Here is a 20563-nt window from a genome sequence, read left to right as displayed (position 1 = left end):
AATCCCAACTTATTTAATGCGTCCGAGGGGCAAGAAAATGGTTAAAATCTCACCTTCTTCGGGTTTTTCACGCACAATAAATTTACCTCCCAAAGCTTGAAAAAGGTTTTTAGTTACCTTCATATTCAGACTTAAACTACCGGTTTCTGGTTGAAACATTAAGACTTTTCCCAAAGCTTTGAGGGTAAGATTAGGTGATTTTACCTGAGTTTGGAACTGCATTTTTAATTGATTTCCTGCCGTTGATATATGTACTTGCAACAGGCCACCACTAGCCATACTGCGAGTACATTTTTCTACGACTCCATTTAACATTTGATCCAATAAATTCGGGTCGCTAATTACCGAAGGCAATTTTTTCGGTACATTAACTTCTAAATTGACATTGCGCCGTTTAGCTTGTTTCTGCCACCGGGGAATACTATCTTGAAAGACTTTTTCTAGGGCAATTGGAATTAATTGAATTGGTTTATCTCCCAGAGGATTAATACCCAATTCTGCGGCTCGAAAAATTAATTCCATGCGCTGAATTTGTTCACTACATTCTAAATCGATTGTTTCTAAATATTTTTCCACATCTTCCGTTACTTTGGCCCGTTTTAACAATAATCTGGTAATGGTGCGAATGGTGGTTAAAGGGGTGCGAATTTCGTGGGTTAAAGCGCGCAATAATTCCAAATCACAACCCGATTCTAAATTAGAATTATCTTCCTTTGGGGGAGTGATTTCGGCATTGATAGGCGATTTCGTTTTTTTCAGGTCTAAGTTAGACTGGTCGGGTAAATTTTGCAGTAATTGGCGACTAAATTGGCTAACTAGACGATAATCCGGCGAGGGACTGCCATTAGCCTCGATAATTGCCTCTAAAGTCTCGATTTGCGGATAACGCAGATTAACTAATCGTTGCCGCAACTGCTGCCAAGCTTGCTGAGTGAGGACGGGATCAAAGGAAAATTGAAAAGAGGATAAACCCCACTGATCTTCGCCTAAAACCAGCAAAAGAGCGAAACTTTCGCTAAAAACCAGACAAAATCTTTCATTAGCAATCGGATCCGTTGGCAAGAGAGGCAATTCATGAATCTCTGTCGGGGAAATATCGGCGGCGGATTTTTCCTGAGAAGGCAATTGCAAACCCAGCCATTGTAAATGTTTTAAAGCTTTAACGGTAAAAACACCAAATTTAAAACCCGTTAAAGCCTTGCTTTCTCTGACTAAAGCCGTCGGACCGGAGAGAATTAAACCCCGACTGGCAGCATTATTTGGGTTTTGTAATAAGATATTTTCTAAAGATGCGATCGCTGCAAACCATTCACTTTCCGCTTTCAGTTGCGATCGCTTGAGCCATTCTGATAAATTAGGATAAAAAGCATTGGGGGTGAAAGTTTCCCGGTCCTGATGGTCAGTTGGCGGGAAAATATCGCTTAATTTCGGTAAAGACCCCTCTAACATCGTCTTCATCACTGACTAGATACAAATTCCTTACCTAGAATATTACCCCCGTCAATGCTCATCCCATAACGGTAAAACCGAACTCTATTGGCAGTGATATCCGCGTTTTGATAGCAGTTATCTTAATAGTGAGGTACAAAGTTTTCGTTTTGGGGAGTCGGTCGTCGATAGCAAATTAGGTTACACTTCATTGAGAATGCTCAGAAAGGCTGTCAATCTGCTTAATGATTTGTAATATAGGTTAGTCCAGTTGATTACCTATGCTGGTTGTGGGTTTAGTAGCTCAATTCAACCTCGATAAGTCTGATATTTAATTACACCTCCCGACTTATGTGTTTTTTTGTTACATTTAAGTATTTTTTTGTTTATCTATGGTTATCATAGGGCAAGTTAAATTGTTCCCAAATTATTTCCCTAACTAACCAATCTTTGATTCCAAACCCTTTTGCCTTGTCATTACGTCAATGGGAGGAACCATCGGCTCTTGTTTTGCCTGTTTAAGTGTTGCTTTCAAGCTAGGTAAACAGTTGAGTGGTGGTGATTTTCGAGCAATAGTTGGGGTCGGTTATTGACTATATTTTGCCGTGAGCAAATTCTGAGAATTAATCAGAACTAAGTGCGCTTGAGAACGTGGAGTTATTCCCTGTTCCTGCTGCCTTTTGTCTGTCTTCCGAACCCGTCGCTGCTGCGGATTTGAGGTTCATTTATCCTTTGTCTGAGAGAGAGTAAAAAATATGCTGCACATTCATATTCTTCAGGATACGTTTTTCAAGTCTTCCACAGCTTTTTCCGAAACCCTCAATAGTGGGCAAAAATTCTTAATCAAAGCGGGAACTAAATTACCAATTAAATCTTATTTTCGCCAAAATAATCATTATTCTGTCAAGTTAGCCGCAGAACAAGGTTCAGTGGGGAAAGCGGGATTTTTCTTTGATGATCATGTACAAGTAGAAGAAATACGGGGCGTTTGGCTCACCAATGTTGACAGTGATATTCTCAAGTCTAAAGATAACCTAAAAGCTGGGTTGGAAAAACTTAAAAATTTAGGATTTAATACTCTTTATCTAGTAGTTTGGAACAAAGGCTATGTGTTTTTTCAATCACAAATTGCTGATAATGTCTTCACTGCCGATAAGGAAAAACTCAAAAAAGTCAACCTTGAAAAAGAGTTAGTCGGTAGAGATCTACTAGCAGAAATCATTGAGATTAATCAGACAGAAAAGTATAACTTTCGGATTATTGCTTGGTTTGAATATGGTTTAATGGTTCCCCCAGCTGCTCCCTTATTTGCCCAAAAACCAGATTGGTTTATGCTTACTCATCAACAGAAAAATACCGTTGATGGTGATGGTAATTGCCGCTTAAATCCCGCTCATCCTGAGGTTAAAGATTTTTGGGTTAGTCTTATTCGTGAAGTGGTTAAAAACTATGAAATTGATGGTATTCAATTAGATGATCACTTCGCTATTCATCACGCAAAATTCTTGCCTAATGGTACTAAAAATTTTGATTTTAGTATGGTTTTTTACTCCTTTACAACCACCCTTTTTCAAGAGGAAACTGGTTCAGTTAGTCCTTTAAGTAATCCCCAATTAGCGAAATTTAAAGATTGGCGCAAGGAGAAGTTAACTCAGTTAGTGCGATTGATTTTTAAAACCATTAAAGCGGAAAAAGACGATTGTATTCTCTCCATTTCTCCCAATCCTTTAGGATTTTCTGTTGATCATGCTTTAGCTGATTGGGAAGCCTGGGAAAAGGAGGGATTAATCGAAGAACTGGCATTACAAGTTTATCGTCCAAATCTGCCTAGTTTTGAAGGCGAAATCGATAAATCAGAGGTAAAAGCAGCGCGGGAACATATTCCCACCGTCATCGGTATTCTCACTGGTTTAAGACCCAGTGATAGACGAGTAAATTTCCAATTAATTCAAGTACAAACGCAGGAGACTCGTGAGCGAGATTTTGCCGGTTTTGCCTATTTTTTCTATAGCAGTTTATTAGACCATATTCCCACCACAGAAACCGTGGCTGACAGGGAGAAGAAATTGGCTCAAATTCTTGCTACAGATCAATTTGTTTAATTTATTCTTTGAGATTTAAAATTATCCATAAAAGGAGCTAAATTCATGACTCAATCTTCTCTTTCAAAAACTGAAAAGTTGGACGAATGATCCTTGAAATGCAGTTTTGTCAGCCTTGGGTATTGCCACAGGAACTAAGCTATTTCATGGCTTGCCCGCTTTAGTCTCTGATCCCCTAAAAGCTACAAGGGTCAAGTTAATGGTTAAGAAAAATAATTGATTGTAATGCTATTCTAAAGCTTAATTTAGAATAGCATTATTGATGCCAAACTTTCTAGTAAAAACTACCATAAAACAATAGTAAACTTTTGTAAAAATATGATTTTTATTAGTTTAATTAAGGTAGAGTATATCCAGAGGAATTAACCAATCAATAAACATTGAATAAACTGGAGCTATACAGATGAAATTTGGGATTGATATGGGTCATAATTGCCCACCTCATGACGTTGGCGCATCGGGAGTTAGACAGGAAGATGTTGTTATTAAAGAGGTGGGTACTCGCCTAATTGCTAAATTAGCCGCAGCGGGTCATTCAGTAATTAACTGTACCCCGACCAGTGCCGTTAGTGTTAATGATTCTTTGCGAAAAAGAGCCAATAAAGCCAATAGTAATAACGTTGATATTTTTGTTTCTATTCACTTTAATGCCTTTCAACCCACCAGCAAGGCAATGGGAGCGGAGGTTTATGGTATTAGTCAAACTTCTCAAGCGATCGCTAAATCAGTTTTGACGGAAATTGTCAAGCTAGGATTTAAAAATAGAGGAGTAAAAAATACCCGTTTTTCTGTGTTGGTAAATACTTCAATGCCAGCGATTTTAATTGAATGTTGCTTTGTGGACTCCCAAGCAGACATGGCTCTTTTTGATGCAGAAAAGATGGCAGAAGCGATTAAAGTTGGTTTAATTGGGGATGCTGATGACAACTCCACACCGGAACCCGCTACCCTAAGAATTACTCAAAAAACTGTTCTTAAACCCTCCACAGAACAATCTTCTGAATTAGAGGCAAGTACCTTAGTTGGGATTGAACCAGGAGATTATGCCGTGTTGGATGTGCGCTTGGAAGAAAGACATTTTTGGGTGAAATGGCCTGATAAAAGTCAGGCTAATCGAGATGAACATTTCATTTTTGAGGAATTTGCCAAGCTCGTGCAATAGACAGAAATTTCTCGATATATTTCTCAAAATAAAGGGAAATATATCAGGGAAATAATTGATTCTCTACCGCTCACAGGAGAAAGCAATGGCTTTACTAGATGACTTAGTTCAACGATATGCTCAAGCTGATTTGTCCATAATTTTTCGAGAAGTTGACGCTACCGATAATCGGCAAGTTAACTTAACTGCAATTCCTCCCGATCATTTTAGTCATTTAAAAGAAGTTTCTCTGGCTCAATGGCTATTAGAGTCCGCCAGAGCCACCAGTAAACTAGCCGAGGAACAGAAAAACTTCGCCGGTTTAAAATGGCGCAAGGAAATGACTCCTTTTGCTACTCCTAAATCGATTAAAGTACCTTCTGAATCGGAAGCGATGGACTTTTGCTTATTCACGGACATTGACAAATTTCTGCGAGGTTATTGGAAATTTTTAACCCGTGAACCCTATAAAGGATTAGAAGAAAATACTCAAACTCATGAAAACTTTATCGGTTTTATTCAAAGTAAAGGCTTTGCTGCAGATATAAGTTATATCAGCAAAGTGTTAAAACTTATTCCTGAAGCGAGGACTTTACTAGCAAAAGCCAACGGAATTGTTATTCCACCACCCCCCGATACCTTACAAGTAACCAGTTTTCCCAAGGAAGTGGAAGTGGCACAAAGTTTTCGGATTGAAGGAACCGCAGCTGCTGCCGACAAAGGCAAAAAATTGACCGTTTTAATTGATAATCAATTCCCCCTAGATGATATTAAAATAGAAGAAGGAGGAGAATGGAAAGCCGAATTTGTCTTCTTACAAGCGGGCGATCGCATTGTTAAAATAGCCATTGATAATCAAAGTGTAGAAATCAAAATCAAGGCTTCTCCACCCAAGGCAACAGGTGCAGTTACCCTGAATTTAACGGGAAGTGTCGGATTAGGAGGAATCAACCGAACAGCCGATAAGATTGCGGTTAAACAGCGATTACATTCCCTTGGCTATACTTTTGTCGGTGATCCTAATAGTGCAGCCTTGAATACAGGTTTCATTCTTGCTATTAAATTATTTCAATCGATTATTGCAGGGAGAGAAACTCTAGGTGGAGATGGACGAATAGATGTGGCCAATACCACTCAGAAATGGTTAGAAGCGTCCAATGCACCTCGTTGGCAAACCATGCCCGATAGTAATCCTTCTATTAGCCTAATTAATCATGAGAAAAATCAAACTAATGATGATCATGATTTTGGAACAAGTTGGTTAGCAGATGCCATCTTAGAAATTGCTGCTGACTATCATAATACATTCCGAGTTTCTAATCCTAGTAGTGCCGCTTTTTCTATTAATGATGTTAGTAAACCCACAGGAGGAGACACCCCCCAACACGCAGGCCATGAAACCGGTTTAATGTGTGATGTAAGGCTTCCGCGCAGGGATGGAGAACATGGCGGAATCACTTGGGAAAGCGACAATTTTGACCGAACCGCAGCCCGCGCTCTGATTAAAGCCATGAGACGACAAAAACTGGTTAGTCAAGTGTTTTTTAATGACACAACCCTGAGAGGTGAAACTTTTTTGGGACAAAAACTATGCAATTTTGCTCCTGGTCATGATAACCACATTCACTTTGCTATTCGCCCTCCCGTGAGAGCTTAGTTTAATTGATTAAATAACCAGATAATTCAATAATTGAGAGGTAAAAACTATGGGAATTGTACCGACAACATGGATGCCTAACTGTTCGATGAAAAGAATCATTATTCACTGGACGGCAGGGGGACATAAAGCATCTAGCAACGATAAATCTCATTATCATATTTTAATCGAGGATGATGGTAAATTAGTGCGAGGAACTCACTCAATTAAAGATAATGTTTCCACCGCAGATAATGTTTATGCGGCTCATACGGCACTGTTTAATACGGGTTCAATCGGAGTTAGCGTCTGTTGTATGAGTGGTGCGGTGGAAAAACCATTTAAAGCAGGAAGTTTTCCGATGACACAAACCCAATGGGAAACCATGGCGCAGGTAGTAGCAGAACTCTGCGATTTTTACGATATTGAAGTAACAGCTAAAACCGTTTTAGGTCATGGAGAAGTAGAACGTGAGTTTCCTAATAAACCCCAACGCGGAAAATGGGATCCAATGGTTTTACCCTGGAATACATCCTTAAGTAAAAGACAGGTAGGAGAGGAATTTAGAACGCTAGTCAAAACGAAATTAACGGGCGTTTCTGGTTTAGTGGAAACTCCAGCTAGTATCACAGCAGTTATTCAAGGAAAACCCTTCCGAGAAGCGCAGATATTTAATGAAAAAAGTATCGTCAAGATTCGTCCTTTGCTAGATGCTTTTAATTGGCAAATTGTTAATGCTGATGATCAAGAGATGATGGAATTAAAATTTGCTGATGGGGAAGAGGCAAAATCCTTAGGATTTTTACTGATTGAACATAGCAATAAACCGATGGATATTCCCGCTGGAACTAGCCAAGGAGAAATCATCAAGAAAATTGAACAATTCGGCTTTGTGAAAATAGTAGATTTGGCACAAGCACTAAATCTTTCTGTAACTTGGGATGGCACAACTCGGACAGTAACAATTGAGTAAAGATCGATAACGTCAGGAGATGATTTTATGCAAACCTACACGATTAAATCTGGAGATACCCTCAGAGGAATTGCTTTAAAATTTTATGGTGATGCTTCAAAATTTGTGGTAATTCAAGAAGCCAATGATATTGCCAATCCTAATCAAATTTCCGTGGGACAAGTTTTAGAAATTCCCGATCTTGCCGATGACAATGACAATAATCCCCTAAAAGATTTTCATCGGGCTTTTCCTAATAGTGTGCGCTGGCGATTGGCAGAAGATGGAGTGGAAATTGAAGGTAGCGGCATTGAGCGAACCAGTGGTCAACCGGCGACTGCTACTAAAATTTGGAATAATTTTTCTGATGAAATTAATCAATGGTCAAAACATTTTAATGTGCCAGCAGTAATTATTATTGCCACCATTGCTACAGAATCGAACGGAAAAGCAGACGCTATCCGCAAAGAACCGGGTTATGTATCTGATTCTATCACCCCTCATTTGATCAGTGTTGGCTTAATGCAAACATTAATTTCTACGGCCAGAGGGACATTACATGATTCAACTATCGATCGAGATGACTTAAAAAATGCCAGTATTTCTATTAAAGCAGGAACGTCATTTATTGCTGATCAACGCTTGAAAACTTTGTTAGATCCCCCCAAAGTTGCCTGTGCTTATAATGCCGGTTCTTTATTTGAAAACAAAAACCCCAATAATCGTTGGCGAATGCGTCAATTTCCCATTGGTACTTCCGCACACTGCGATCGCTTTATTAAATTCTTTAACGATGCAGTCTTTGTTTTGCAAGGAACCACAACAACTGTTAGCGTCGGCTATCAACAATTTTATCTAGCTTGATTTCCTCAGCTTTCTTGGGGTTCTGATCATCAATTCAGTTTGCAGCTCTCAAGCATCAATTTTAGTCAGTCATGTCCAGTTATCTAGTTAGAAAAAATTTGTCTTTCTCTTTATTTCAAGATTTCAAGGAGTGGTAAAGCTGTGTTATTCAAGCTTTTTCAGCGATTCATGATCTTTGGATTTACTTTAGTAATAATCTTAATTTTTTTAAAACCTGTGTATGCAGCAGAGCCTTGTCAAATAGTGCCGACTTCTCAGATTTCTTCTATCGATCAGGCTAAATGTTTATTGCGTCAACCCAAGATTTTTGGGAATGTAGGACCAACTTTAACCAGTTTACCTGCTCCGTTCGATCAACTCTTAACTAGACCCACCATCGATATCAGTAAAGAGCAATTAAGACGATATCTACAAGCTCAAGGAATTAACGAAGCAAACATTGGCGGTTCATTAGATAACCCTGTCTCACGAACCAATAATAATAATCCCAGTGCAGAATTGGCTCGTTATTTTATTATTCATGATACCAGTACCCCTAATTTTGTCAATGATCCCTTTCCTAATAATATTAATGAAGCTAGTTGGAAGTTTAACAACTTCAATCAATATGGTAGTGGCGACAATTCTCCCGCCCATATCATTATTAATCGAGTAGGAGATTCCGTCACTCGTAAGGATTTTAATACCCCTTGGCGTTCTACAAAACGAGAATCAGATCAATTTTGTGGGGTGAATAAATGTAAGGGTTTATTCTTAGCAGTTGAATTAGTTCAACCTAGAAGATGTCAACCAAACCCTGGTCAAACACAGTGTTCTCCACCCAGAAAAAATGATGCTAAATCGCCCGATCCAGGCTTTACCAAAGCTCAATTAGATCGCCTAGCAGTTGTTTATATTGCGGCCAGTGTACGGGGCCGAAAATGGTTAATTCCTGCTTTTCATGTTGTTCTTGATCAAATCGTACCGGGTGGACATGATGATCCTCAGAATTTTAACCTAGATCAATGGTCAAAACAACTCAATGACATTTTAACTGAAATTCGTTCTTAGGAGCTAATTATGAACAAATATTTGAGACAGGTACTGTTAACAATTGCAGGAATTTACCTCATTCTAATGAGCAGTTTTCTCTCTCCTGCCTTCGCACAAGTTAGCTATACTCCCCCTACTCAATCGGCGAGTGTTCTACAAGATATTCCATTTAATCAAGCTGTTCCGGTTGATGAAGCTTATCGTAAAGAATTTGAAAATTGTGATAAGCGAGACACTTTTAGAGGATTTTCTCTACCAAATATTAGAAAATGTAAGGATGATCCTAATAATGTTAAAGCCTTACTGAAATTCCCCGACGGAACAATTTTTATCGAATCAAAATTGAGTTTAGATATTGATGGTTCATGGTTAGCGTGTAAAGGACAAGGAGCGCCAACTTCTCAATGTCCAACTTCCTTTAATTGGCCAACAGAAACCCAAGAACCTAATAAATTTGTTGATCCCGATAACTTTGCTTATATTGTTAATCCTACATTTAATTTTCAAAGTTCTGATACGGGAGGAAATAAATTATTTGAAAAGAAAACAGGAGTTAAATTAGGTGATTTAGGCGTAGTTGTTTACAAAGATAAGGTTGTTCCAGTTTTCATCGCTGATAGCGGCCCTTATAATAAATTAGGCGAGGGTTCATCTTTACTTCATCAATTAATTGGAGAAGATAAATGTAAAGCAGGTAAACGGAGAACTGATGGTAAAACCCGTCCTGATAAGCGATGGATCAGTGATGTTTATTGTACTGACTACAAAAATGTTAGCGTTACTGATAAAGTTCTCTTTTTTATCTTTCCTAACTCTAAAATCCCGAATTTGAGTCCAAGTAACGCGGTTGCAAAAATCAACGCTGAAGCTTTGAAACGCTTTGAAAAACTCAAAGATAATCGTGGTGCGGTTATTCAACTGAATCAACCCACATCTGGACAAAGTTTTCCTGCTAACACTAACGTAAACTTTTCAGGTACAGCTAATCCAGAAGTAACCAGAATTAAAGTTAGTATTAGTCCGGGAGGTTCTTTTGAAATTGCCGATTTAAAAGGGGTTAAAGATAATTGGAATTTTACCAAAAGTTTCAATACTAAAGGTATCAACAGACCTGTTATTATTCAACCTTTTGATGCTGCTGATCAACCGTTAAAACCCCTCACTTTTTCTCTAACCATTAACTAATAATCTGAGTTTGAGTCGTCCTTCAACTGTTGTGACTATTCAAGACTGCAATTGTTATAATGTTTCACGATTCCTTCACCAAAACTTTCTGATTAACTTAGGAGAAATCCCCATGGCTAACTTAAATTTTGTCATCATCCAAGAACTAAAGCATCAAGAAATTTGTGATGCGTCTGCTTCAATTCCTTTAGGACAAGATCAGTTTATTGTTGGCAATGATGAGGATAACATTTTGCGGTTTTATTCGTCTCAACAATCAGGAGAGCAGATTATTCCTCATCTAGATATTAACGATTATTTTCCCAATAACCCTAAACGAAAAGAAGTCGATATTGAGGGAGTCACAGAAGTTGATGGAGTTATTTATTGGATAACATCTCATGGTCGTAATAAAGATGCTGAAAGAAAGCCGCTACGTCATCAATTCTTCGCCAATAAAATCACAAACGCTAACCCTCCTACTCTTGAACAAGTGGGAAAATCTTATACTCAACTACTCCTACGGGATATGATAGAAGACCCTAAACTAGCTTTCTTGGATCTTCAAACCGCAGAAACAATTGCACCCGAAAAAGAAGGAGGATTGAATATTGAAGGTTTAACCGCAACACCTCAAGGAGAATTACTGATCGGATTTCGTAATCCTGTTCGAGACGGAAAAGCTATTTTAATTCCGTTCAAGAATCCCCAGGATGTGATTCAAGAAAATCAAGACATTAAAGCAGAATTTGGTGATCCTATTCTGTTGGATTTAGGAGGATTAGGAATTCGTAGTATCGAATATTGGTCAGCAATTGATGCTTATTTAATTATTGGAGGTGATTCTGGTACAGGAAGTCAATTTACCCTCTATACTTGGTCTGGTAAGATAGCAGATAAACCTAATCCAATTTCTCTCGAATTTCCCCCAGATTTTCGTCCTGAATCTATTCTGATTTACCCTCATTTGAATGATCAATTTCAGATTTTAAGTGATGATGGAGGAGTCATTAGAGTTGATGGACAAGAATGTAAAAAAATTCCTTCTGACAATCCAGATAAATTCTTTAGAAGTGTTTGGGTTAAAATTAATAAACTTTCTGCGGAAGTCAAAGAATAGGGAACGCTCAGAGAAATTAATAATTAACTTACTGACTTTTTCTCTAATTGATTCACTTCTACTCTGTAAAATTCAAGGACAAAATTATGGCTACCTTAAAAGACATTATCAACGATAATAAAACCCTAAGCCGTTCTCAACTAAAAGCGGATCAAGGATTAGTAAGAGAAATTCAAACCAAACTAGCTAACTTAGGGTTATACCCCGGTGGACAATGGATTGATGGTGATTTAGGCACTGGAGATACTTTTACTTGGCGAGGACTCAAAGAATTTTGTCAAGCCTTGGATTTATCTGGACTTCCTTCTGACACAGTGGCAATTAATCTCAGTATTGCTACTAATTTACTTGACACAAAACAGCTACCTTTTATCTTAGATCAAGCCAAAGATACTCAATTTATACTTAACAAATTAACCACCATCCAAGATAATTCAATCGCACCGGTCAATATTGGGGTAACTCAGTCATTCGTCGCTAGAACCCTGCGGAATTCGCCTTTTGCGATGGAAGTGGACGACTATCCTGAACACTTAAAACAGAAACCAGACGGGACTAATTTAGTTTCCTACGGAACTAATTTTACTCTCGTAGGATCAGGGAAAACTATTACTTTTAGAGATTATCCCCAACGGGGAAACTTACCCAATATTGACACAAATGGCTTAAATTTTCTGGCCAGTAACATCTCTCATGCCTGTGTATGTGTGGGAAGTTTTGGCGATGGCAGCAGTCCAATCAAAACCCATTGGTTAGGGAAAGATGCCTTTAATCCAGAACAATTACTCAGTGCCACTAAATTCATTGGAGTTCTTAACGCAATTGAACAAATTAATGGGAAATTCCCTACAGTTGATGTTGATAATTGTGTGATTGAACCAGCTAATTCTCCCAAACCTAAATTTTTTGATCTGGTGGTTGATATGGTTTCCTATAGAAAAGATGCTGATGGTTCTCTGGGACGCTCGAATCAAATTGGAGCCTTATTTAAACGCTTTACTAAACGAGCGGATTTGGAAGCTTGGCTAAAAGCTCAAACGGGAAATACCAGTTGTAAATTTACTGGGGGATATTTTAATCCTTCTCTGATTAAAGATCCAATTATCAAAGATTTAAGTAGCAGTGCCACCGTCTTAAGATCACCAGTAGATAATACCACGGGAATAAATGATGTATCGACTTATGATTTAGTGCGTTTAATTACGATGTTAGGGTGGCATCTACATTTAACTACTAATACTCGTTTTATCGGCAGTCAATGGAATAGTTTAGAAACCGTTGTTCGTGCTATGGGAACCGATGCAGCACGATATATTGATGTTGCTTTAGAAACTTTAGGTGTGATAAATGTGATTAGTCAACCTGTGGTAATTTCTAAAGTTGGCTTCGGTCCTAGTTCCTTTGCTTATGTAGCTTTCGTCAAATTTGTTGATAATCGTGTGCAACCAGCTAAACTGAGAACTTTCTCCTTAGCTCTTCGTACTCCCAACGGTTCCGACAGGGAAAGAGATACCAATTTAGCCGCCGCTGTCACCGAAATTGTCCGCCGCATTTTAACCGAAGAATTGGCTTAATTTGCTTTGGTCATAACTAAAAATAAAAACTTGTAAAATCAATAGTGAGGTCTTAAAAATGAACCTAGGAACCCTTCTCGAAATTATTGTTGCTCTAATTTTTATCTACTTAGCTTCCAGCCTTATTATCTCCGAATTACAGGAACAATTGGCCGCTTTGTTAGAATTTCGTGCTAGAAATTTAAAAAAAGCTCTGGAAATATTCTTGGGAAAAAAGACGGTGGAATCTTTGTACAATAATGGATCATTATTATCAAGTTTAAATCAATACACTAATTTTGGGAAGTCAGTTGGTCCTTCCTATGTTGAACCAAAGGTTTTGGCAGAGTCCCTAATTAGTCTAGTTAATAGTCAACTTTCAGATAATGAAAAATTATTAAAAGCAGATTTTTTAGGAAAAAATCTTGTTGGAGAAAAAACAGGAATCTTTAAGAAATTAGCTAGTATTTCTGATTCTTCTAAAATAGACAAAACGGCTATTGACAGATTGATACAAATAGGTTACAGCACCAAACTCAAATATGACAATCCAACTCTGGAGAATTTTGTTGATGAAATAGCCAACACTTTTACTCAAATTATGGAGCGAACATCGGGGGTATATAAAAGAAATGCCAAGGGAGTATCTTTTGCTTTTGGTTTTTTAGCAGCTGCTTTGCTCAATATTGATAGTTTTTATGTCATTGAGCAACTATCCAAAAATTCCAATTTAAGACAGGGGATTAATCAGGTAGCGACAGAAGTTTTTCAGACTAATGAATCTTGTTTTAAAGACGCTAAAGATGATCCTAACAAAGTCGCTGAATGTACAGAAAAATTACAAGCTAGTGTCAAGGACTTAGAAAAAATTAATCAACCTTTGCCGCTTGGTTGGAATGAAAAAGGATGGTTTAATGGTGAACAAATAAAAGAACAAAATGGCTGGCAAGCTATCTTTGGCTGGCTAATGACAGGAGTAGCCGTGGCGATGGGCGCACCTTTTTGGTTTGATATTTTAGGGAAGTTGATCAATGTGCGTAATACGGGTAAACCCATATTACCTAATACTCAGAAATAACTAATTAGGTACACCATCTTACCATGTTTTAGCCGATTCTAAAACAAGTTATTTCTTACTTTTCTTCTAGTAATTTCTTGTCTTTTTGTCTTTTATTGCCTATAATTTTCTTAGTCCTCACTTTTCCAGTTAACAAGGAGAATACAATCATGCAATCTCTCAAATTTTCTATTATCCAAGAAATCAAACATCAAGGAATTTGTGATGCTTCTGCAGCTATTGCTTTAGGAGAAAATAAATTTGTTGTTGGTAATGATGAGACGGATTCAGAATTAGGTAATTTTCTCTGTATTTATTCCTCTCAAGAGTCGGGAAAAGCGCTGGAAACCATTGACATTAATGGTTGGCTAAAAAACAATCCTAAAAATAGAGAAATTGACTTAGAAGGGGTAACTGTGCTCAATGACATAATCTATTGGATTACTTCCCATGGTCGCAATAAAAATGCTGAACAAAAACTCCCTCGTCATCAATTTTTTGCTAGTAAAATTACCGATGACGGCTCTAGTATAGTTCAAGTGGGTGAGTCTTATACTCAGTTAGTCTTGCGCGATATTATCGAAGACTCTCAATTGGCTAAAATATTTGATTTCAAAACAGCAGAAACCAAAGCTCCTAAAGCTGAAGGAGGATTAAATATTGAAGGTTTAACGGCAACTCCAGACGGAAATATCTTGATCGGTTTTCGTAATCCTCTACCAAACGATAAAGCTATTTTATTAACTCTAAAAAATCCTGAAAGTTTAGTTATTAATTCCAGCAATGCTCGGGCTGAATTTGGTGATACTATCTTGTTAGATTTGGGAGGATTAGGAATTCGTAGCATCGAATTTTGGCCAGCTTTAGAAGTATATTTAATTATTGCCGGAGAATTTCATGGAGGCGATCAATTTGTTGTCTATACTTGGTCAGGAAAAAAAGAAGATGCACCGGAAAAGATAGAATCACTGCAATTCCCTGAAGGTTTTCGTCCAGAAGCTTTGTTGTTTGATCCCCATTTCCCAGATCGCTTTCAGATTTTAAGCGATGATGGTACAATCGAGCGAGTTGGTAATACTCCCTGTAAAGATATTATCGATAAAAATAATTCCGAAAAATATTTCCGCAGTATTTTGGTAAAAGTTAATTAATACCAATTCTCACCCATAAAAACTACCGATCGAATTATCGAATTTAAGTTCCCCTTTTTAAGGGAGATGCCGAAGGTAGGGGGATCGAACTCCTGTAGCCGGATTTTGGGGAATTGCTATAATTAGCCATCCTTCTTAGTGGAACCTCAACAAAACCTACAACAAAAATAGCTTTAAACCCATGTAGAGATAAGCTTTAAGCTCAAAAAAACCGCCGATCACGTCTTCTCAATGGTTTTTTGTCCTAGAAACGCTATTAACCTTTTTCTCTTATCCAGAGAACTTTTGGGTTCCCAAAGGGATAAAAATAAGAAAGTGTCGAGAATCCTCCCATAATCGCTACAATTTTTCTAGAGGCTAAATGTTGCCCTCATTTAAGTTCTTTTGTACTAATTAAAAACCATGAAAATTCTTCACGGTACTTGGATTCCTCAATCAACGGACGAATTTATTCAGAAGGGTAGCTTTTATCTTTGGGGAGAAACTAGCAACCCGAAAAAGAGTCGCACCACTGCTGATAATTATCATCCTTTTCAGTTAAGCAAAGAGGAATTAACTAGCTTTCTCACCGGAGAATTAGGAATAGTTCAATCGAATTATAATCCTCTTAGTCGGCAATTTGTCCCCCGCTACTTTCTTTTACCTAGCCAGGATAATCAACCTTTACCCTCCTTAGAATTACTGCGTTATCTAGAAAAAGAACCCCCAGAAAATAGCCAATGGCAATCTTGGCAAATTGATTGTTATCCCCTTAATCCTCTACTTAAACTGCTCAATGATCTGCATTTTATCTGTCTTTACAACTCCTCAGAGATTCAGTTAGGTGCAGATTTACTTTTTTGGTATCACTACAGTCAAGCTTTTAAAGAAATAATTCTCAAAGATAACTATATTCCTGCTTTTAAATATCGAGAATTAGCCACAAATAACCAGAAAACCGCTAACTTTGCCATCTATCCTCTTTGGGAAATTATATCAGCAACCTACGAAACCAATCTCGATCGCTATCTCGAATATCTTCCCCGCATTTGTCTTGCTGGTGCTGAAAATCCCCATGCTTCACCACAATTATACGATCCCAAAACCCTACTCCGGCACTTCTCCGAATGTCTCCTCAATGAAATTGTCACTAATACGGCAATTCCTGCCAGTTTTGATAAACAAATTAGCGAGACAATTATAGGTGATTGCTTCTCTGTGACTAAGGCTGCCGGATTTCTGCAAACCGCTGCCGCTTTAGAAAAATATCAACAGTGGCAAACTTGGAGACAGCAGTTACTAGGAGACCAAAATATATGTAGTTTTAGCCTTGGTTTTAAACTAACCGAGGCCCCAGAAAATAATATTGAACAGTGGCAAATTACTTTTATCCTCATCTCTAAACAAGACCCCTCCCTGCGATTAGAATTAGACGAATATTGGTATGCAGTACCCGAAACTAGAACAAGCATACGAGCGCATTTTGGTCAAGATTTAGACAAAAATATTTTACTAAGTTTGGGTTATGCTGCCCGTATTTATCCCCCCATTTGGCAAGGATTAGAAACGGATAAACCGACGGGATTTTCTCTCAACCTTACAGAAGCTTTTACTTTCTTAAAAGAAACTGCTTGGATTTTAGAAGATGCGGGATATAAGGTAATTATTCCCGCTTGGTGGACTCCCGAAGGCCGTCAACGCGCTAAAGTTCGGCTAAAAACCACTTCTAAATCGGGCAAATCTACCCCCGTTAGTAAAGGGATTTTTAGCCTCGAAAACATCATTGAATATCAATATGAATTAGCCATCGGTGAAGAAACTATTAGTCAAGAGGAATGGCAACAATTAATTAACACAAAAACACCCTTAGTTAAATTTCGAGGTCAATGGGTAGAATTAGAACAAAATAAAATGCAGCAAATGCTGGATTTTTGGCAGAAATATCAGCAGGAAAATCCTGAGATGAATCTGATTGAATTAATGAAAAAAGCTGCCGAATACCCAGAGGAGATTATTGTTGAAACCGATGATTTTTTGGGTTCTATGCTAGAGAAATTACAAAATCCTAGTCAACTAGAACCGATCGAAAATCCTCCCCAATTACAAGGAACGCTGCGGGAGTACCAAAAGCGCGGAGTTGCCTGGATTCAATACCTAGAACAATTGGGGTTAAATGGTTGTCTTGCTGACGATATGGGACTGGGAAAAACCCTACAGGTAATTGCTAGATTGATTGGGGAAAGAGAGGGAGATAATAATGTTTTGCCAACTCTGCTAGTCGCACCCACTTCTGTGGTGGGAAATTGGGCAAAAGAAATTGAAAAATTTGCCCCCCATCTTCAGGTTTTAATTCACCATGGTAGTAAGCGCTATCAAGATGAGAACGAATTTCAGACAGTAGCTAGTCAAAAGGATATCGTCATTACTTCTTTTACCTTAGTTCGCAAGGACTTGAAATTATTTAACTCGCAATCTTGGCAACGTTTAGTAATTGATGAAGCACAAAATATCAAAAATCCTAAAGCGGCACAAACTAAAGCAATCTTGAGTTTATCTGCACAACATCGTCTCGCATTAACGGGAACTCCTGTGGAAAATAGACTGCTTGATTTATGGTCAATTTTTAACTTCCTTAACCCCGGTTATTTAGGCAAAGAAACTCAATTTCGTAAAGCTTTTGAAGTGCCAATCCAAAAACAAAATGATCGTCTCCAGTCCACGGTTCTCAAAAAATTAGTGGAACCTTTTATTCTGCGTCGGGTAAAAACCGATAAGCAGATAATTAAAGATTTGCCTGATAAAGTGGAAAACAAACAGTATTGTAATTTAACTAAAGAACAAGCTTCTCTCTACGAAGTTGTTATCAAAGAAGTGGAAAAACAATTAGAAGAAGCAGAGGGAATAAAACGCAAGGGATTAATTTTATCTACCCTGATGCGCTTGAAACAAATTTGTAATCATCCCCGTCAATTTCTACAGGATAACAGCGCTTTTACTCCTGAGCGATCGCATAAGTTAGAGCGTTTGGGAGAAATGCTAGAAGAAGTAATTTTAGAGGGAGATAGTCTGCTAATTTTCACTCAATTTACCGAAATCGGTGACTCCTTACAAAAGTACCTCAAACAAACTTTTCGCTATAATACTTATTATCTTCACGGGGGGACTTCTCAACCAAAACGAGAACAAATGATCGAAGAATTTCAACATCCCGAAACAGAACCTTCCGTATTTATTTTATCCCTAAAAGCTGGGGGAGTGGGGATTACTTTAACCAAAGCAAATCATGTTTTTCATTTTGATCGTTGGTGGAATCCTGCGGTGGAAAATCAAGCAACCGATCGCGCTTTTAGAATTGGTCAACAAAAAAATGTTTTCGTGCATAAATTTGTTACTTTGGGAACCTTAGAGGAAAGAATTGATGAAATGATCGAGGAAAAGAAAAAGGTAGCTAATGCTATTGTTAGTAATGATGAATCCTGGTTAACGGAATTAGATAACGAAAGTTTTCGTCAGTTAATCGCATTGAATAAACAGACAATTATTTAATCGAGGTAAACCTATGAATAAATTTAGTAAAACTTGGTGGGGACAACGCTTTATAGAAGCATTAGAGGAATTTACCGACTCAGCGCGCTTGAGTCGAGGACGTTCCTACGCTAAAAATGATAAAGTCAAGAATTACGAAATTGACGGTAATTTAATTACTGCTCAGGTGCGAGGTTCCATTAATCCCTACTTTGGAGTTTACAAAGAACCTTTGTATAAGGTGAGTATCGAGATTAAACCAATTACTAAAGCAGAGTGGTCACAAGCTTTATATAATCTTGGTTCAAGAGCGAGTATGATCTCTAAACTGCTGCTCAAAGAAGTTCCCGATAATATTGATGAAGCATTTAGCGATCTGAATCTGCACTTATTACCCCACAGTCAAAAGGATTTTATCACCAATTGTTCCTGTCCCGATTGGGAAAATCCCTGTAAACATATTGCTGGAGTTTATTACCTCGTTGCTTCCCAATTAGATCAGGATCCTTTCCTCTTATTTGAATTACGCGGTATCTCTCGTCAAAAATTACTGCAAGAGTTAGCAAAAACTCCCCTCGGTAAGCTGCTTTCCTCCTCTATCCAAGAGGAAAAAATTCCTCTTAACCCTGTCACTTCCTATCACACTAAACCCGAAACTATACCAGCATCAGAAATAATTGATCTCAAAGAATTTTGGCACTCCCATCACCGTTTACCAGAAAATCCTCAGTTAGTTAAATCCGCAACTATTCCCGCAATTGTCATTAAAAAAGCTGGTGATTATCCGGCATTTTGGGATAAGGATACTTCCTTTATCGAGGTAATGGAAGAAATGTATCAACGGGTACGCAATAAAAATGCAGGGATACTTTAAAAAAATATAAGTTTTCCTTTTGGGGAGTCAGGAGTCAGTCCCGATGTCAAATTAGGTTACACTTTATCTTGATCAGAAACGCTGTAGCTAAATTGCTGACTTTTTGACTTAGGTATCTATCCATAGGAGGGTAGATTAGAATAAACAGGTCAACAACTGACAGTAATTGAAAATCTACCCCTAACCTGTTAGTATTGTTATGAGACTGGGGATAAGAGAGATACAATGGAATCCTTAACTATTGAAAATTTTCTGATTATTAAGTATGCGGAAATAGAGATAAAAAAAATTAATGTTATCATCGGTGAACAGTCCACTGGTAAAAGTATTATTGCTAAATTAGTTTTTTTATTTCAGAGATTTTTGTTTTATCAAGTTAAATTATTAGTCACTAATCTTCAAGATCAGCAAGGACTCAAAAGGCACCTACAGAAGCGATTTGAGGAATTATTTCCTAAATACGCATGGAAAGAGCAAGTATTTAAAATAGTTTATCGTTTGGATGACATGAACTTTTTGATTGAAAGATATAAGGACAAATCTGGCTATTTTAAACTACAATTTACCTATTCAGATAATTTTAAAAAGTTTTACAATACAACAATTAGACAAGTGAGTAAAATTGCCAAAAGCAATAACAAAGTCACTCAAGATATTTATTCAGATATGAATGATTGTGTGGCCAAAAATATTGCTGATTTTTTTCAAGGCAATGAAAAAATTTTTTCTACAAAGATTTTATTTGTCCCAGCTAGTCGCACTCTGTTTGTTAAATACTTTACCAATAATATTTTTGCCTTTTTGTCCAATAATTTTGATCTTGATCCTCTGATTATCAACTTTGGCTCTAATTATGAAAATGCTCAACGCCTATACAGAATAATTAATGAATCAGAAAGTTTATTCCAAGATAAAAAAGATGATAAAAAACTTTATAATCAAATTAAATTAATTAGCGAAAAGATTCTATCAGGCAGCTATGCGC

At 37.6% G+C, this 20563-nt stretch carries 14 protein-coding genes and 1 pseudogene; 14 read left to right on the top strand and 1 reads right to left on the bottom strand.

Annotation, left to right across the window (positions count from 1 at the left end; translation table 11 throughout):
• Nucleotides 1-9 precede the first annotated feature (9 nt).
• The gene (locus IQ242_RS00635; protein ID WP_193958669.1) at nucleotides 10-1449 is read right to left on the bottom strand and encodes a sensor histidine kinase KdpD; all 1440 of its coding nucleotides are present in this window, start codon (nucleotides 1447-1449) and stop codon (nucleotides 10-12) included.
• Between the two features lie 734 nt (nucleotides 1450-2183).
• Between IQ242_RS00635 and IQ242_RS00630 the strand changes: the two genes are divergently transcribed.
• The 14 genes and pseudogenes from IQ242_RS00630 to IQ242_RS00565 form a co-directional block, all read left to right on the top strand.
• Nucleotides 2184-3530, top strand: a complete 1347-nt coding sequence (locus IQ242_RS00630; RefSeq protein ID WP_193958662.1) for a glycoside hydrolase family 10 protein — start codon at nucleotides 2184-2186, stop codon at nucleotides 3528-3530.
• A 403-nt stretch (nucleotides 3531-3933) separates the two neighbouring features.
• A complete protein-coding gene (locus tag IQ242_RS00625) occupies nucleotides 3934-4692 on the top strand; it encodes an N-acetylmuramoyl-L-alanine amidase (RefSeq protein WP_193958661.1) in 759 nt (252 codons plus the stop codon).
• Between the two features lie 85 nt (nucleotides 4693-4777).
• Complete coding sequence (locus IQ242_RS00620; protein WP_193958660.1) at nucleotides 4778-6328, top strand: glucosaminidase domain-containing protein; 1551 nt, start codon at nucleotides 4778-4780, stop codon at nucleotides 6326-6328.
• A gap of 49 nt (nucleotides 6329-6377) precedes the next feature.
• On the top strand, nucleotides 6378-7280 hold the full coding sequence (locus tag IQ242_RS00615) for an N-acetylmuramoyl-L-alanine amidase (protein ID WP_193958659.1): 903 nt from the start codon (nucleotides 6378-6380) through the stop codon (nucleotides 7278-7280).
• Nucleotides 7281-7307: 27 nt separating this feature from the next.
• A complete protein-coding gene (locus tag IQ242_RS00610) occupies nucleotides 7308-8123 on the top strand; it encodes a transglycosylase SLT domain-containing protein (RefSeq protein ID WP_193958658.1) in 816 nt (271 codons plus the stop codon).
• Nucleotides 8124-8339: 216 nt separating this feature from the next.
• On the top strand, nucleotides 8340-9173 hold the full coding sequence (locus IQ242_RS00605) for a hypothetical protein (protein WP_370582928.1): 834 nt from the start codon (nucleotides 8340-8342) through the stop codon (nucleotides 9171-9173).
• Between the two features lie 9 nt (nucleotides 9174-9182).
• Complete coding sequence (locus IQ242_RS00600; protein ID WP_193958656.1) at nucleotides 9183-10340, top strand: glycoside hydrolase family 75 protein; 1158 nt, start codon at nucleotides 9183-9185, stop codon at nucleotides 10338-10340.
• A 112-nt stretch (nucleotides 10341-10452) separates the two neighbouring features.
• Nucleotides 10453-11439 carry a DUF3616 domain-containing protein gene (locus IQ242_RS00595; RefSeq protein ID WP_193958655.1) on the top strand — a complete coding sequence of 329 codons (987 nt, stop codon included), beginning with the start codon at nucleotides 10453-10455 and terminating at the stop codon, nucleotides 11437-11439.
• 86 nt (nucleotides 11440-11525) lie between these two features.
• Nucleotides 11526-13013, top strand: coding sequence for a hypothetical protein (locus IQ242_RS00590; protein ID WP_193958654.1), 1488 nt, complete (start codon nucleotides 11526-11528; stop codon nucleotides 13011-13013).
• A 58-nt stretch (nucleotides 13014-13071) separates the two neighbouring features.
• Nucleotides 13072-14070, top strand: coding sequence for a hypothetical protein (locus IQ242_RS00585; RefSeq protein ID WP_193958653.1), 999 nt, complete (start codon nucleotides 13072-13074; stop codon nucleotides 14068-14070).
• A gap of 149 nt (nucleotides 14071-14219) precedes the next feature.
• On the top strand, nucleotides 14220-15200 hold the full coding sequence (locus tag IQ242_RS00580; protein ID WP_193958652.1) for a DUF3616 domain-containing protein: 981 nt from the start codon (nucleotides 14220-14222) through the stop codon (nucleotides 15198-15200).
• Between the two features lie 402 nt (nucleotides 15201-15602).
• Nucleotides 15603-18725: a DEAD/DEAH box helicase gene (locus IQ242_RS00575; RefSeq protein WP_193958651.1), complete on the top strand. Its 3123-nt coding sequence runs from the start codon at nucleotides 15603-15605 to the stop codon at nucleotides 18723-18725.
• A 13-nt stretch (nucleotides 18726-18738) separates the two neighbouring features.
• Nucleotides 18739-19578 (top strand): SWIM zinc finger family protein, encoded by an 840-nt coding sequence (locus tag IQ242_RS00570; RefSeq protein ID WP_052275500.1) that lies wholly within the window; start codon nucleotides 18739-18741, stop codon nucleotides 19576-19578.
• A gap of 225 nt (nucleotides 19579-19803) precedes the next feature.
• Nucleotides 19804-20563: pseudogene (locus tag IQ242_RS00565) on the top strand (hypothetical protein); the annotation flags it as partial.

This window comes from Microcystis sp. LEGE 08355 (assembly GCF_015207185.1).
Classification (GTDB): Bacteria; Cyanobacteriota; Cyanobacteriia; order Cyanobacteriales; family Microcystaceae; genus Microcystis; species Microcystis panniformis.
This window is presented reverse-complemented; position numbering and strand designations above follow the sequence as displayed.

Coding starts and splice junctions, on each gene's coding strand:
- IQ242_RS00595 (WP_193958655.1), top strand. CDS start 10,453: ATGGCTAACTTAAATTTTGTCATCATCCAAGAACTAAAGCATCAAGAA.
- IQ242_RS00620 (WP_193958660.1), top strand. CDS start 4,778: ATGGCTTTACTAGATGACTTAGTTCAACGATATGCTCAAGCTGATTTG.
- IQ242_RS00590 (WP_193958654.1), top strand. CDS start 11,526: ATGGCTACCTTAAAAGACATTATCAACGATAATAAAACCCTAAGCCGT.
- IQ242_RS00600 (WP_193958656.1), top strand. CDS start 9,183: ATGAACAAATATTTGAGACAGGTACTGTTAACAATTGCAGGAATTTAC.
- IQ242_RS00630 (WP_193958662.1), top strand. CDS start 2,184: ATGCTGCACATTCATATTCTTCAGGATACGTTTTTCAAGTCTTCCACA.
- IQ242_RS00575 (WP_193958651.1), top strand. CDS start 15,603: ATGAAAATTCTTCACGGTACTTGGATTCCTCAATCAACGGACGAATTT.
- IQ242_RS00570 (WP_052275500.1), top strand. CDS start 18,739: ATGAATAAATTTAGTAAAACTTGGTGGGGACAACGCTTTATAGAAGCA.
- IQ242_RS00635 (WP_193958669.1), bottom strand. CDS start 1,449: ATGTTAGAGGGGTCTTTACCGAAATTAAGCGATATTTTCCCGCCAACT.
- IQ242_RS00615 (WP_193958659.1), top strand. CDS start 6,378: ATGGGAATTGTACCGACAACATGGATGCCTAACTGTTCGATGAAAAGA.
- IQ242_RS00580 (WP_193958652.1), top strand. CDS start 14,220: ATGCAATCTCTCAAATTTTCTATTATCCAAGAAATCAAACATCAAGGA.
- IQ242_RS00625 (WP_193958661.1), top strand. CDS start 3,934: ATGAAATTTGGGATTGATATGGGTCATAATTGCCCACCTCATGACGTT.
- IQ242_RS00585 (WP_193958653.1), top strand. CDS start 13,072: ATGAACCTAGGAACCCTTCTCGAAATTATTGTTGCTCTAATTTTTATC.
- IQ242_RS00610 (WP_193958658.1), top strand. CDS start 7,308: ATGCAAACCTACACGATTAAATCTGGAGATACCCTCAGAGGAATTGCT.